Raw genomic sequence first — 12,765 nt, forward strand, 5'->3', positions numbered from 1 at the left:
ATGTCGCGCCCGCCCGTCCCGCCGTTCACCGAGGAGAGCGCCCGCATCAAGGTGCAGGCCGCCGAGGACGCCTGGAACACGTGCGACCCCGACAAGGTCGCACTCGCCTACACGGAGGACTCGGTGTGGCGCAACCGCAGCGAGTTCCTGACCGGCCGTGACGAGATCAGGGCCTTCCTGCGCCGCAAGTGGGACAGGGAGCTGGACTACGCCCTGCGCAAGGAGCTGTGGGGCGTGCTCGGCGACCGCATCGCGGTCCGCTTCCAGTACGAGTCACGCGACGTCACCGGGCAGTGGTGGCGCAGCTACGGCAACGAGCAGTGGGAGTTCGACGAGTCGGGGCTGATGCGGCGCAGGGAGGCGAGCATCAACGACGTGCGCATCGAGGAGAGCGAGCGCCGCATCTTCGGCCCGCGCGGTGACGACGAGCGCGGTGTGGACGTGCTGCCCCTCAGGTGAGGTAGCGGAACCACAGATACGGCACCGACAGCGCCACGGTCACGAACGTGACCACCAGCCCGTACTTGGTGAACTGCCAGAAGCTGATCGGGGTGCCGTTGCGGGCGGCGATGCCGAGGATGACGACGTTGGCCGCCGCCCCGACGGCCGTGGCGTTCCCGCCCAGGTCGGCCCCGATGGCCAGCGCCCACCACAGCACCTTGGCCGGCCCGCTGCCCCCGTTGGCCTGCACGAGGTCGGCCACGATGGGGCTCATGGTGGCGACGTACGGGATGTTGTCGACGACGGCCGACAGCCCGGCCGAGACCCACAGCAGCAACATCGTGGTCAGGCCGAGCTGCCCGTGGGTGGCCTGTGCGGCGGCCTTCGAGACCTGGTCGATGACACCCGTCTCCACCAGCGATCCGACCATGACGAACAGGCCGGCGAAGAACACCAGCGTCGGCCACTCGACCTCGCGGATGGCCTCCTCGGTCGTCACCTTCGTGGCCGCCACCAGCACCCCCGCGCCGAGCAGCGCCACCACGGACGGCGCGTAGTGCAGCACCGGGTGGAGCACGAACGCCGCCATCACCAGGGCCAGCACGGCGAGCGACTGCCACAGGAGCCTGCGGTCGGCGATGGCCTCCCGCTCGTTCAACGCCATGATCTCCGCGGCCCGCTCGGGGTCGTACCGGAACGAGGCCCTGAACAGCCACCTGCACAGCCCGATGAACACCGCCACCAGCACGACGATCAGCGGCGTCATGTGCACGAGGAAGTCGTTGAAGGTCAGGCCGCCGCGGCTGGCGATGATGATGTTCGGGGGGTCGCCGACCAGCGTGGACGCGCCGCCGATGTTGGACGCCATGGCCTCGGCGATCAGGTACGGGGCCACGGGCACCGCCAGCCGCTCGCACACCAGGAACGTCACGGGGGCGATCAGCAGCACGGTGGTCACGTTGTCCAGCAACGCCGAGGCGGACGCGGTGATCACGATCAGCAGCGCCATGAGCCTGAACGGCTGTCCTCGGGCGCGTTTAGCCGCCCAAATCGCCAAATATTCAAATATCCCGGTCTGTTTCAGGACGCCGACGATGACCATCATGCCGAGCAGCAGGAAGATCACATTCCAGTCGATCCCGGTGTGCTCGTCGAAGAACGCCGCGCCCGCGTCGGTGGCGTGGATCAGCAGCATGACCCCCGCGCCGCCGAGGGCCGCGGCGACCCGGTGCACCTTCTCGGTGGCGATCAGCGTGTACGCGAACAGGAACGCGGCCACCGCGACCCAGGCCGTGACGGTCATGAGGCTTTCGGGAACATCGGCGGCGAACTCCTGGGAACGACGGAACGATCGCCGACCAGACTTCCCGGCACACCCGTCAACAACCTATCAAGACGCGCAAACGACCACGGCCCATTACACCCAGGTCTGTGGTGCGGCCTGTCCCGTAAAAGCACCACACGTCATGCGGCGTCGCGGTGATGGCCGTGGTACGGCGGGGCGAGGTCCGCGCCCCGCGGCCCCGAGAGCGCGCCGCGCAGGTCGGCCGTCTGGATCGTCCTGCTGATGTCCGTGGGCGTCAGCAGCCCGACCAGCCGCCCGTCCGGATCGAGCACGACCGCCCGCCCGTCGGCGCATCCCTGCATCCTGGCCAGCAGGTCGGTCAGCGGCTCATCGGGCCGGGCCTGCGGCACGTCCTGCGGCGGGCAGGCGATGTCCGCGAGCCGTACGGTGTCGCGCACCTCCGGCTTCACCTGGCGGATCCGGTTGAGCGTCACCAGGCCGCGGAAGGACCCGTCCGCGCCCACCAGCGGATATGTGGACAGGCGGTGCCGCAGGATCACCCGCTCGATGAGCCCGGACACGGTCTCGTCCGGCGAGGCGACCACGGGGTGCCCCGACATCGCGTCCGCGACACGGATCCCGTGCAGGGCGCTGCCCAGCCGGGTCTGCTGCTCCTCGGCAGTGGCGGCGTTCACCAGGAAGAGGCCGATCAGGGCCAGCCACAGCCCGTCGAAGCTGCGCCCGGTGGCCACCTGCAGGAACCCCAGCACGATGAGCGCGTACCCGAACCAGCGTCCGGCCCGTGCGGCGACGATCGCCGCCCGCGCCCGCTCGTGCCAGCGCATCCACAGGATCGCTCGCAGCACTCGTCCGCCGTCCAGCGGCGCCGCCGGGACCAGGTTGAACACGGCGAGCAGCACGTTCACCGCAGCCAGGTACGTGAACACCCCGGCCGCCAGCGACACGCCCGGGACCAGCCCCGAGATCAGCCACGCCACCGCCCCGAACACCAGCCCGGCGAGCAGGCTCGTCACGGGGCCCACCACCGCGATCTTCAGATCCGCGCCGGGCGTGCGCGGTTCACCACGTAGCTCCGCCACCCCGCCGAGCAGCCAGAGCGTGATCCGCGACACCTCGACGCCCTCCCGCCGCGCCATGATCGCGTGCGCCAGCTCGTGCGCGAGCAGCGAGGCCATGAACAGCACGGCCGCCACCAGCCCTGCCACCAGGTAGACGACCAGGGGGTGTCCGGGGAAGACCACGGGGAACCGCCCGAAGGCCAGCCCGAACACCAGGATCGCGACGATGACCAGAACGCTGATGTTGAGCCCCACCTGCACGCCCCCGATGCGGCCCAACGGGATCGATGAACGCATCTCGCCTCCCTGGGGATCGACTTACGCACCCCATGGCCAACTGCCCGAACAGGCACGTTTCAGGCCAGCTCAGGCGTCAAGCCCAAGCGCCCGCCAGCTCGGCGAACGCCGTGGCCGCGGGGAGCGGGTCGGCGGGGAGGGCGAGCAGGATGGTGCGGTCCGCGGCCGGTTCGAGCTGGACCGCGTGGATGCCCGCGTGGTGGGCGGGCAGGGACAGCTCGGGGAGGACGCTCACGCCGAGCCCCTCGGCGACCATCGCGAGGATGCTGTTGGTGTCGCGGACGCGGTAGTGGCAGCGCAGGCTCGCCCCCGCCTCTCGCGCGAGCGCCGTGATGAGCGGCTCGCACCCGCCCGTGGACATGATGAACGGGTGCCGGGCCAGGTCCGCGACCGGCACGGAGTGGCGTACGGCCAGCGCATGCCCGCTGGGCAGGACGGCCAGCATCCGGTCGGTGGTGAGCGGGCGCAAGACCAGATCGGACGTGTCCGCGGCGACGGCCCCGGCCGTCAGGGTGCCGATGTCGGCTGCGCCGGTCTGGAGCCAGTCGAGCACCTCCCCGTCCGAGCCCTCGATCACGGTGAGCCGCACGCGGGGATGCGCTTCCCCGAACGCCCGCAGGATCCGCGGCAGCAGGCGCGCGTTGGCGCTCGGGATGGCGCCCACGCGCAGGCTGCCGCGCTCCTCCCCGCGCGCCGCCGCCACCTCCTGCTCCAGGGCTTCGAGCTGGGTGAGGATGAGCGTGGCACGGCGGCAGGCGGCACGCCCCGCGGCGGTCAGGCTCACCCCGTGGCTTCCCCTGACGAGCAGGGAGACTCCGAGCTCGCTCTCCAGGCCGCGCAACGCGTGGCTGACCGCGGACTGCGTGGTGTTCAGCTCTTCGGCCGCGCGGGTCATGTTGCCCGTACGCGCGACCGCTTGCAGGATCCTGAGCTGCGTGAACGTCATAGCGCCGCGCGCAGCAGCCCCACGACCAGCGGGTGCGGATGTCCGGGCGACGATCTCGTCTGCGGCACGAACAGCGTGGCCAGGTAGAACGGGTGCCCGGGGAGCTCCAGCACCCGGGCCTCACCGTCGCCGTCCACGCCCGTCACCTGCAGGCCGCCCTCGTGCAGGGCGCTCTGGTGGGCCGGATTGAGGCCGAAGTTGCAGTAGTACTGCTCCTTCACCTCGCTCTCCCCGTACAGGCCCGCCACCATGGAGCCGGGCGTGAGCGTGACGGGCATGGTCCTGCCCGCCAGCGAGCACGCCAGCTCGGAGACGAAGAGGCTGGAGGCGTAGGGGTCGTACTCGGCGTGCTGCGCGTCCTCGAACCCGAGCACGTGGCGGGCGTACTCGATCACCATGTGCTGGCTGCCGCCGCACGTCCCCAGGGTGGGCACGCCGTGCTCACGGCCGTGACGGAGTGCGGCCAGCGCGCCACGCAGGCTGCGGTACGGGCTCCCGGGGGCGCACCACAGCACGTCGGCGGCCCGCACGCCGGACAGGTCCGACTCGAGCGGCTCGGTGGCCAGCCAGCGGACCTCTATCCCGGCACCCAGGTGATCGGCGGCGTGGCGCAGCGCGTCGTCGGTGGCCACATGCGGGGTGTACGTCGCGTCGTGGTCACCGACGACCACGACCTGCAGGGAAGGCTTCATGGGCCCCACTATGCGAGGTCAGGGGCATGAGGGCCAATGCTCAAACGCGCGAGGGACATGAGCGAAAATTCATGTCTTCGGCGCCTCGGCCGTTTCCGGCCTGGGGAAGGAGCCGAGCAGGCGCTCGACCACGGTCACGTCACCGGACACGGCCAGGTCGCCGGCGTGTACGGCCTCCTCCAGAGCACGCTTCCTGGTCAGCACGGCGGCGAACGTCCTGGTGTCGGTGGTGATGGTCGCGTCGGGCGCCGAGGGTTCGCCGCGGGTGATGTCGATGTGGCCGTCGGCGACGCGCACGGTGACGTGGTCGTCGCCGAAGACCAGCACGTAGGCCGCGGCCAGGCCACCGGCGGCCGCCGGGTCGAAGTCCCCGTGGAGGGCCAGCATGAGGGCGTCGACGCTGATGTCGGCCTCGAGGTCTCGAAATGGGGAGTGCCGGCCCCAGCGGCCGAGGTGGACGAGGACCGGTTGGAGCTGCCGTCCCCAGTCGGTCAGCTCGTACACCCAGGATCGAGCCGGCGGGCCGAGCTTGCGGCGGCGGACGATGCCGGTCTCCTCGAGCTCGCGCAGCCGCTGTGACAGGCGGTTGGGGCCGGCGTTCGGGAGCCCGTTCCGCAGGTCGCTGAAGCGCTTGGGGCCGAGGAGCAGCTCGCGTACGACCAGCAGAGCCCAGCGCTCACCCACCAGGTCAAGGGCGTGGGCGGCGGCGCAGGCATCGCCGTAGGTCCGCATGCTTCCCATGCCACCAAGTCTAACCAAGCCTCGTTCCAAGTTGGATGCATTTAGTTCCTTTATTGTACTAAGAGGTACTTGTATGTAACCTTCAATCATTCCCGAACAGAAAGAAGAAGCGATGATCCTCGTCACAGGAGCGAACGGACGCCCCGGATCGGCCGTTGTGCGCGAGTTCGCACGTCACGGCACACCGGTCCGCGCACTCGTGCGGAACCCGGAGAAGGCCGACGATCTGCGGGCACTGCCGGGCGTCGACGTGGTAGACGGCGACATGCTCTGGCCCGAGACGCTGGAGTCCGCGCTGGCCGGGGTGGACCGCGTACTGGTGATCAGCAACGCCGGCCCGGAGATGCTGGAGACCCAGTGCACGTTCATCGACGCGGCGACCAGGGCCGGAGTAGGCCACATCGTGAAGTTCTCCGGCAAGGACTCAGTCGAAGGATTCGACAATGAGAAGTTCCGCTCCTCCCGGAGCCACGAGCAGATCCAGCGCTACCTGTTCGCCTCCGGTACGCCGTGGACCGTGCTCCAGCCGAGCCAGTTCATGCAGGTCTACTTCGAGGAGGTGCCGGACATCGTCCGCTCCGGCGAGCTTCGGCTGCCGCTCGGTGACACGACGATGGCCCCGATCGACATCGACGACATCGGCGAAATCGCCTACGCCGTGCTGACCACACCCGGTCACGAAGGCAGGACGTACGCCATGACCGGCCCCGAGGCCCTCACCATGGCCGAGGTCGCCGGCCACATCTCCGACGCCATCGGCCGACCGGTCCGCTACTGCGACGTGACCTCCGAGGACAAGCAGCGGGCCTGGTTGGAGGCCGGGTACCCGCCGCCGCGCGCGAGCGCGTTCGCACAGCTCTTCCAGGAGCGGAGCCGGCTGGGCCGCTCGACCGTCGACCTGACCACCCACGAGTACTTCGGAATCGAACCGACCACTTTCGCGGAGTTCGCCCGTCGCAACGCGGACGTCTTCCGCGGCGCCACCGACTACAGCGTCACTCCCGCCTGACCGGAGCCTCCTCCGCGTACAGGCCGTCGAAGTGGCTCTCGCCGGCCTCCAGGGGTGCGGTCAGCAGCGGGAGCATGACCTCCACCCGCGTCCCCGCGCCGGGCTCGCCGCTGACCACGCAGATCCCGCCCAGCTCGGCCGCCCGCTCGCGCATCGACCCGAGCCCCACGCCCGAACGATGCCCCTCGGGCAGTCCCTTGCCGTCGTCGGCGATCAGCACGCGCAGCACCGACCGCTCCCGCTGCAGGACGATCCTGGTAGTGGTGGCCTGGGCGTGCCGCCGGACGTTGGTGAGGGCCTCCTGGACGATCCGGTAGACCGCCACCTCGACGGCCGCGGGCAGCTCCGACAGGTCCCCCTCCACCTCGACCTCGGCGGGTGGCGAGGATTGCCCGGCCAGCTCGCCCACCGCGCGGACCAGCCCCAGGTCGTCGAGCGCGGGCGGGCGCAGGCCGTACACGAGCTCGCGGATGTCCCCCGTGACGGCGCCCATGCCCGCGTGCAGCTCGCGCAGCAGCTCGTCGGCCGCCTCCGGGGACTTCTTCAGGCTGAGCCTGGCCATGTTGATGGTCATCGCCATGGCCGAGAGGGTCTGGCCGAGCCCGTCGTGCAGGTCGCGGCGCAGGCGGCGGCGCTCCTCCTCCCTGGTCGTCAGGATGCGCTCTCTGGAACGTTGCAGGTCCGCCGCCATCCGCACCGCGTGCGCCACGTCCGCCGCGTACGGGGAGAGCGTGGCCAGCACCCGCTCGTTGTGCGCGGTGGGGAAGCGGCGCGGGCCCGGCGGCCCGACGAGCAGGCGGCCGACGCGCTCCCCGTGCCAGATCAGCGGCACCTCGCGGACGCCCGTGCCCACCCGGCCGCTCTCGACGTAACGGGGCTCGCCGTCGGCCACCTCCACGGCCACGCCCTCGACCGCCAGCCCGTCGCGCAGCACGCTCACCACCGAGGTCAGCGCCCTGGCCGGGTCGCCGCGCCGCACCGCCTGGGTCAGGCGCTCCGCCAGCACGCCGGGATCGCCGACGGCCCCGTACAGGAGCCGGTCCACCGCCCGCTGCAACGCGCGCCGCAGCGGCTGGAAGAACGCGCCCGCGAACAGCGCGGCGGCGACCCCGGCGACCTGGCCGTAGCCGGAGACGAACAGGCTCGACAGCGCCCCGGCGCCGAAGTAGACCGCGCTGACCACGGCCACCACCCCGGCGGCCACGAACGCCCGGCTGATCACCGTGTCGATCCCGTAGAGCCGGTACCGCATCACCGAGAACGCCGTCGCGACCGGGATGAGCGCCGCCCAGCCGAGCGCGACCCACCCGATCTCGGGCACGAACGCGGTCACGACCAGGAACACGATGTAGCCGGCGAACGCCAGCAGCGGCCAGCCGATCTGCCGCCTGGTGACGGAGTCCGCGTGCCGTAACCGCACCGCCAGCGACAGCGCCGCCAGCGCCATGGAGACGTAGATGCCCGTCCAGGCGATCACCGAGACCGTGTCGGCGTACGGGGCGAGCGCGAGAACCTGCAGCGGGTTGGGGATGGCCCGCGGGTACGGCGTCGTGGCCGGCGGCACGCGGAGCACGGCGCGCAGGAAGTCGGTCGTGATCGAGGCGACGCCCAGCGCCAGGGCCGGCCGCCACCGAGGAGAGGGCAGACGGCCGTCGGGCGAGTACAGCGGCAGGACCATCGTGAGCGTCACGCCGCACACCGCCCACCCGAGCTGGGCCGGCAGGCGCATGTAGCCCCCGAGAACGAGATCTCCGTCGGCGGCGGCACGGAACATCAGCGCTTGGGCGAGATCGCTGATCCCCGCCGCGAGACCGCCTGCGCACATGAGCCACGCCAGGTTCAGCCGGGGACGGTTGAACAGGAGGAACGCGCCCACCGCGGGAAAGGTCAGGCCGGCGGCCGTCTGTGGGCTCACCGTCCTCGCGGGCGTCCACTCTGCGGGTAACCCGGCCCAGATCGCCAGCGCGACCACGATGAGCAGCGGCGACAGCACCGCCATGGCGACGGCGGCGGCCCGCACGCCCGCCACTCTCCCGGTCCTGGACGCCTCCGCATCACCGGCGGTCTCGGCGAATCCCCCAGCCATTCCCCTCGCCCCGCCCCTCCGATGCCAGAGCACGCCTCCCGTTGAAGAGGATTATGACCGCATTATCGGGATAAAGGTGCCAATCGTTTCGGAGGCTCGTGGAGACCCTGCCCTGACCCGCGATCCCGCAGGGCCAGGGCAGGGAGCCGGGGAGCTACTCCACGGTGACCGTCGCCTTGGCGGCAACGGTCGTGCCCGAAACCCGGCCGCTCACCGTGAACGTGCCCGGCTGGGCGTACTTGTCAGGGCTGATCGCCTCCCAGGTGACCGCCACCGAGCTGTCCTTGGACCCGTCGTTGTACGTCGCCACGACGGTCTTGGGCAGCGGAGGAGCGACCCCGGCCCTGGTCGTGACCGCCTCCTCGGCGATCGAGGTGATCGTCACCGCGGACGTCGTACGGACGTACACGGTGGCCTGGGCGGGCTGGCGCACGCCTTCGGCCAGCCCGGCGACGGTGAAGCTGGTGCCGCCGGTCTTGACCTGGTCGGCCGTCACCTGCTGCCAGGTGACGGCTGCCTGGCCGCGGGTGCCGTCCGCGTACAGGGTCTCCACCGTGGCCGGCAGCTTCGGCAGCGTGTCCACCAGCGTGGGCACGTGCACGGGGCGCACCGAGTCGGGCGGGATCGCGTAGACCTTCGCCTCGAGCAGTCCGACCGACGCCGAGCCGGACTCGAGCTGGATCCGCAGCTTCGAGGTCGTCACAGTGTCGAACGAGACGGTGTTGTAGGCGTCCACCGCCGTCGGGTAGGAGGCGACGCCGGTGACGTCCTCGAACGAGTCGCCGTCCCACTGCTGGATCTTCCACGAGGCGGGGACGCGCACGCCGCCCTCGTCGTCGAAGAAGTACACCTCGGCCTTGTTCACGCGCACCGGAGCGGGCCATTCGAGCTGGACCCACTGCGTGCCCTGCTGCGGCCAGGTGCCCCAGCGAGGGTTGGCGCCGTCGTTGGAGCGCGGCGGGTCGATGCCGTCGTTGACGGCGGTGACCTTCTCCCACGGCGAGGTGTAGGAGGCGGTGGGCGTGGCGTAGGGGGCCACGTTCGCCTGCTCGCCTTGAGCCGCGGCGGTGACGGTCACGATCGCGGAGGCGCTCTTCTCGCCGTCCGCGGCCGTCAGCTTCAGCCGGTACGTGCCCGCCTCCGTGAACGAGACGACCGTGCTCGTGCCGGCCGGGTCGGTGAAGAACGCGTCACCCGGCCCGTCCACCTTCGACCACTGCGTGGTCAGCGTGCCCGACGGCAGCCCGTCGTCCTTGACCACGGCGTCCACGCGGGCCTGCCCGGGACGGCTGAACGTCGCGTCCGGCACGGCCAGCACGTACGGCGCCTTGTTGGACGCGGACGGCGGCCGCGCGCCGGTCGAGTACGCCTGGACCTCCTTGAGCCCGGTCGCGTACCCGGGCCGGTGCGTGACCAGCACCCGGAGCCTCTGCGCCGTGACGGCCGGGAAGCGGACCTCGTTGAGGTTCGCCCGGGGATAGACCGGCGCCTTGGCCTGCTTCGGCACGTCCTTCCACGTGTCGCCGTCCTGGTACTGCACCGAGTAGAACGCGGGCTCGCTGTACCCGGTCGTCTTGCGGTCGTTGTAGAAGTACAGCCTGACCAGGTCCACCGGCTGTGCAGAGCCGAGGTCCACCTCGAGCCAGTCCTGCGCCTTGCCCGAGCCCTTGCTGCCCCAGTACGGCTCGTTGATCGTGAACCCGTCGGCCGCGCCCGCCGCGTCGCCGTGGGAGGCGGTGGCGGACCTGACCAGGTTCTGGCGGTCGGAGCGCAGGTCCACGCCGGCCTTCTGGAACAGGTCCTCGACGCGGTCGCCGGTCAGCTTGACCTCGGCGGGTGCCTTCATCGACCCGGCCTTCTCCGAGTAGACGACCTGACCGCCCTCGACCTTGCCGGTCGCCGGGTCCCAGACGGCGTGCGCGAGCCCGGACAGCGTGACCTTGCGCTTGCCGTCGATCAGGATCGAGTACCCCTCGGGCACCCCGGCGTAGTGCTTCTTCCCGTCGCCCGGCTTGTCCCAGACGATGGTCAGGTCGCTGCCCCGGTAGTTGATGCCGTTGACGGTGAAGTGGTCCCAGCCGATGTCCACCGGCCAGAGCTCGACCTTGCCGTCCGAACGCGGGCGCAGGCCCATGACGTCCTCGATGACGGTCCAGTTGCTGCTGCCCAGGATCGTGTGATGGATCCAGGAGCGGTAGTCGATGCTCTTGGTCGTGGGGTTCCAGTTCGCCCAGAACTCGTTGGCGTCGGGGTAGCGGGTGTCGCCGCCGATGTACTGCGACCAGGCGTTCCAGTACAGGAGCTGCTTGTACTGGTCGGCCGTGATGTACGGCGAGGTGTACTGCCGCAGCGCCTTGGAGAACAGCGCGAAGTTCCGGGTGGAGTTGATCTGCGAGAAGTTGTTGGAGCCGGGGTTCCCTGCGGCCGCGGCCTCCGCCTTGTCCTTCTGGTTAGCCGTGTACGCCGGGAATATCGGGTATTCCGCGGGGTCGGCCCACAGGCGGAGCGCCTCACGGTATTTCGGGTCGTCCGTCGGCACCAGCCCGGTGGCGTACGGGATGTAGTTGTTCGACTCCTTCCACGGGATGAGGTTGCCCGTCTGGAGGTCGCGGTGCTTGAACAGCTTGTCCTTGTCGTCCCAGAGCAGGGTGAGGATGCCGTTCTTGACCTTGTCGGCCACGCCGCGCATCTCGGCGGCCTTTTTTTCCCAACCAACCGACCCCGACCGACCTCCCGGCGCCGCGTTCCCCGACAGCTCGTACGCCTGCGCCGCCGCCATCGCGTTGGCGTAGACGTAGGCACCTTCGAGCCGCTCGTTGGCCCGGTCGTAGTAGTGGAACGACACCGCGTCGGCGTCGTTGCCGGTCATGGCCTCCCAGTCGTACTCGATGACGCCGTTCTTGTTGGAGTCGTACGCGTCGAGCTGCCCGTACACGTCCTTCTCGGCGTAGCGGGCGAGGTTGCGCAGGATCGACGGCTGCCCGCCGTGGATCTGGTAGCTCTCCAGGGCCGAGGCCGAGATGTACTGCGTGTAGCTGTTCGACCAGTTCTCGGGATCGCCCGGATTGTCCGTATATTTCGAGTTTCGTGAGACTTCGCCCACTGACACCCACGGCCCGTACGAGTAGATCGGGTCCCGCAGGTACTTGAGGTCCTGCAGGAACATCGGCACGGTCAGCACGATCGCGTTGTTGTAGCCCAGCGCCCCCTCGACCGAGGTCGGGAACTGGAAGTCGTTCCCGGGGATGTCGGCGTCGAGGAAGTTGAAGCGCATGAGCCACCAGCGGTAGTACACGAACTTCTTGATGTTCTCGTCGGGCACGTCGATGTAGGGCAGGTTCTCGGCCCACCAGGCGTTGTAGTCCTGCAGCTGCCGCCGCAGCGCCTGCTCAGGCGAGCGCCCCTTGTAGCCGTCGTACTCGGCCCGCGACCCGGCGAGTTCCTCGGTGACGAAGCCCATCTGCACCTTGGCGCGCACGGTCTTGCCCGGCTCGACCGTCACCGAGCCCTTCAGCGCGCCGTCGGAGACCTTCAGCCCGTCACCGCTGAGCCGGGGGAAGATCGTGGTCAGCTTGTTCTTGGCCGCGACGACCCCGGTCAGCTCCCGGTCGCCGTCGGGCGTCTTGGTGTAGGGCGAGGTCACGGTGATCGGCACCGAACGCGACGCGGATCCGGTGTTGGTGATCTCCAGCGTCGTCACGGCCACGTTCTCGTGGGTGATGAACTTCTTCACCCCGACCGACAGCCCGTCCCCGGTGTACTTCCCGGTCCAGTGGCTGGGCATCTGCAGCCGCTTGGCGACGTCCTCGGTGAGCTCGGTGCCCAGCGAGATCTCGTACGCGCCGCGGTTGTCGATGCTCTCCCAGTACGCCACGTACCCGCCGAACCCGATGACCGACGGGTCGTGCTCCTTCATGAACAGCGCCCGCCCGCGCGACATCAACCACGTCCCCGCCGGATCGTCGCCCGGCCTGGCCAGCATGCGGTCGATCCAGTACGAGTCGCCGCCCTTCTCCTTCTTGTAGATCTCGTCCATCATCTTGCGGGAGTCGTACGCCACGGGCTCGGCGGGCACGGGGTCGGCGCCGGTGAACACCGGCATGCCGAGGTTGTCCTCCGCGGCGTACGAGGGTGACGCGGCAAGCGAAGCTGTGAGCGCTAACACAGCCAAGCAAACCAACGGTTTACG

9 protein-coding genes are annotated in these 12,765 nt (G+C 69.9%); 2 read left to right on the forward strand and 7 right to left on the reverse strand.

Annotated features, from left to right (window positions below):
* Positions 1-459, forward strand: coding sequence for a DUF1348 family protein (locus ACQPWU_RS55280; RefSeq protein WP_433435129.1), 459 nt, complete (start codon positions 1-3; stop codon positions 457-459).
* On the opposite strand, the gene ACQPWU_RS55285 is transcribed toward ACQPWU_RS55280, so the two are convergent.
* The 5 genes from ACQPWU_RS55285 to ACQPWU_RS55305 all read right to left on the reverse strand — a co-directional run bounded on the left by ACQPWU_RS55285 (position 452) and on the right by ACQPWU_RS55305 (position 5,481).
* Entirely contained in the window at positions 452-1,744 is a 1,293-nt protein-coding gene (locus ACQPWU_RS55285) for an ArsB/NhaD family transporter (protein WP_433435130.1), read from the reverse strand. The genes ACQPWU_RS55280 and ACQPWU_RS55285 overlap by 8 nt on opposite strands.
* Positions 1,745-1,905: 161 nt before the next feature.
* On the reverse strand, positions 1,906-3,102 hold the full coding sequence (locus ACQPWU_RS55290; RefSeq protein WP_433435131.1) for a site-2 protease family protein: 1,197 nt from the start codon (positions 3,100-3,102) through the stop codon (positions 1,906-1,908).
* Positions 3,103-3,178: 76 nt separating this feature from the next.
* A complete protein-coding gene (locus ACQPWU_RS55295) occupies positions 3,179-4,048 on the reverse strand; it encodes a LysR family transcriptional regulator (RefSeq protein ID WP_433435132.1) in 870 nt (289 codons plus the stop codon).
* Positions 4,045-4,740, reverse strand: a complete 696-nt coding sequence (locus tag ACQPWU_RS55300; RefSeq protein WP_433435133.1) for a CTP synthase C-terminal region-related (seleno)protein — start codon at positions 4,738-4,740, stop codon at positions 4,045-4,047. Before ACQPWU_RS55300 ends, ACQPWU_RS55295 begins: the two co-directional genes overlap by 4 nt.
* A 69-nt stretch (positions 4,741-4,809) precedes the next feature.
* Positions 4,810-5,481: a winged helix-turn-helix transcriptional regulator gene (locus ACQPWU_RS55305; protein ID WP_433435134.1), complete on the reverse strand. Its 672-nt coding sequence runs from the start codon at positions 5,479-5,481 to the stop codon at positions 4,810-4,812.
* Between the two features lie 112 nt (positions 5,482-5,593).
* Between ACQPWU_RS55305 and ACQPWU_RS55310 the strand changes: the two genes are divergently transcribed.
* Entirely contained in the window at positions 5,594-6,490 is an 897-nt protein-coding gene (locus ACQPWU_RS55310; RefSeq protein ID WP_433435135.1) for an SDR family oxidoreductase, read from the forward strand.
* Here the strand turns inward: ACQPWU_RS55310 and ACQPWU_RS55315 are convergent.
* Positions 6,477-8,576, reverse strand: coding sequence for a sensor histidine kinase (locus ACQPWU_RS55315; protein ID WP_433435136.1), 2,100 nt, complete (start codon positions 8,574-8,576; stop codon positions 6,477-6,479). The two genes, ACQPWU_RS55310 and ACQPWU_RS55315, sit on opposite strands and share 14 nt — an antisense overlap.
* A gap of 154 nt (positions 8,577-8,730) precedes the next feature.
* On the reverse strand, positions 8,731-12,741 hold the full coding sequence (locus ACQPWU_RS55320) for an Ig-like domain-containing protein (protein WP_433445534.1): 4,011 nt from the start codon (positions 12,739-12,741) through the stop codon (positions 8,731-8,733).
* Positions 12,742-12,765: the final 24 nt, after the last annotated feature.

Source organism: Nonomuraea sp. CA-141351, assembly GCF_050944675.1.
Lineage (GTDB): Bacteria > Actinomycetota > Actinomycetes > Streptosporangiales > Streptosporangiaceae > Nonomuraea.

What these genes read in the sequence shown, in the direction of transcription:
- ACQPWU_RS55315 (WP_433435136.1), bottom strand. Translation starts at nt 8,576, where the DNA reads ATGGCTGGGGGATTCGCCGAGACCGCCGGTGATGCGGAGGCGTCCAGG.
- ACQPWU_RS55310 (WP_433435135.1), top strand. Translation starts at nt 5,594, where the DNA reads ATGATCCTCGTCACAGGAGCGAACGGACGCCCCGGATCGGCCGTTGTG.
- ACQPWU_RS55285 (WP_433435130.1), bottom strand. Translation starts at nt 1,744, where the DNA reads ATGACCGTCACGGCCTGGGTCGCGGTGGCCGCGTTCCTGTTCGCGTAC.
- ACQPWU_RS55290 (WP_433435131.1), bottom strand. Translation starts at nt 3,102, where the DNA reads ATGCGTTCATCGATCCCGTTGGGCCGCATCGGGGGCGTGCAGGTGGGG.
- ACQPWU_RS55280 (WP_433435129.1), top strand. Translation starts at nt 1, where the DNA reads ATGTCGCGCCCGCCCGTCCCGCCGTTCACCGAGGAGAGCGCCCGCATC.
- ACQPWU_RS55295 (WP_433435132.1), bottom strand. Translation starts at nt 4,048, where the DNA reads ATGACGTTCACGCAGCTCAGGATCCTGCAAGCGGTCGCGCGTACGGGC.
- ACQPWU_RS55300 (WP_433435133.1), bottom strand. Translation starts at nt 4,740, where the DNA reads ATGAAGCCTTCCCTGCAGGTCGTGGTCGTCGGTGACCACGACGCGACG.
- ACQPWU_RS55305 (WP_433435134.1), bottom strand. Translation starts at nt 5,481, where the DNA reads ATGGGAAGCATGCGGACCTACGGCGATGCCTGCGCCGCCGCCCACGCC.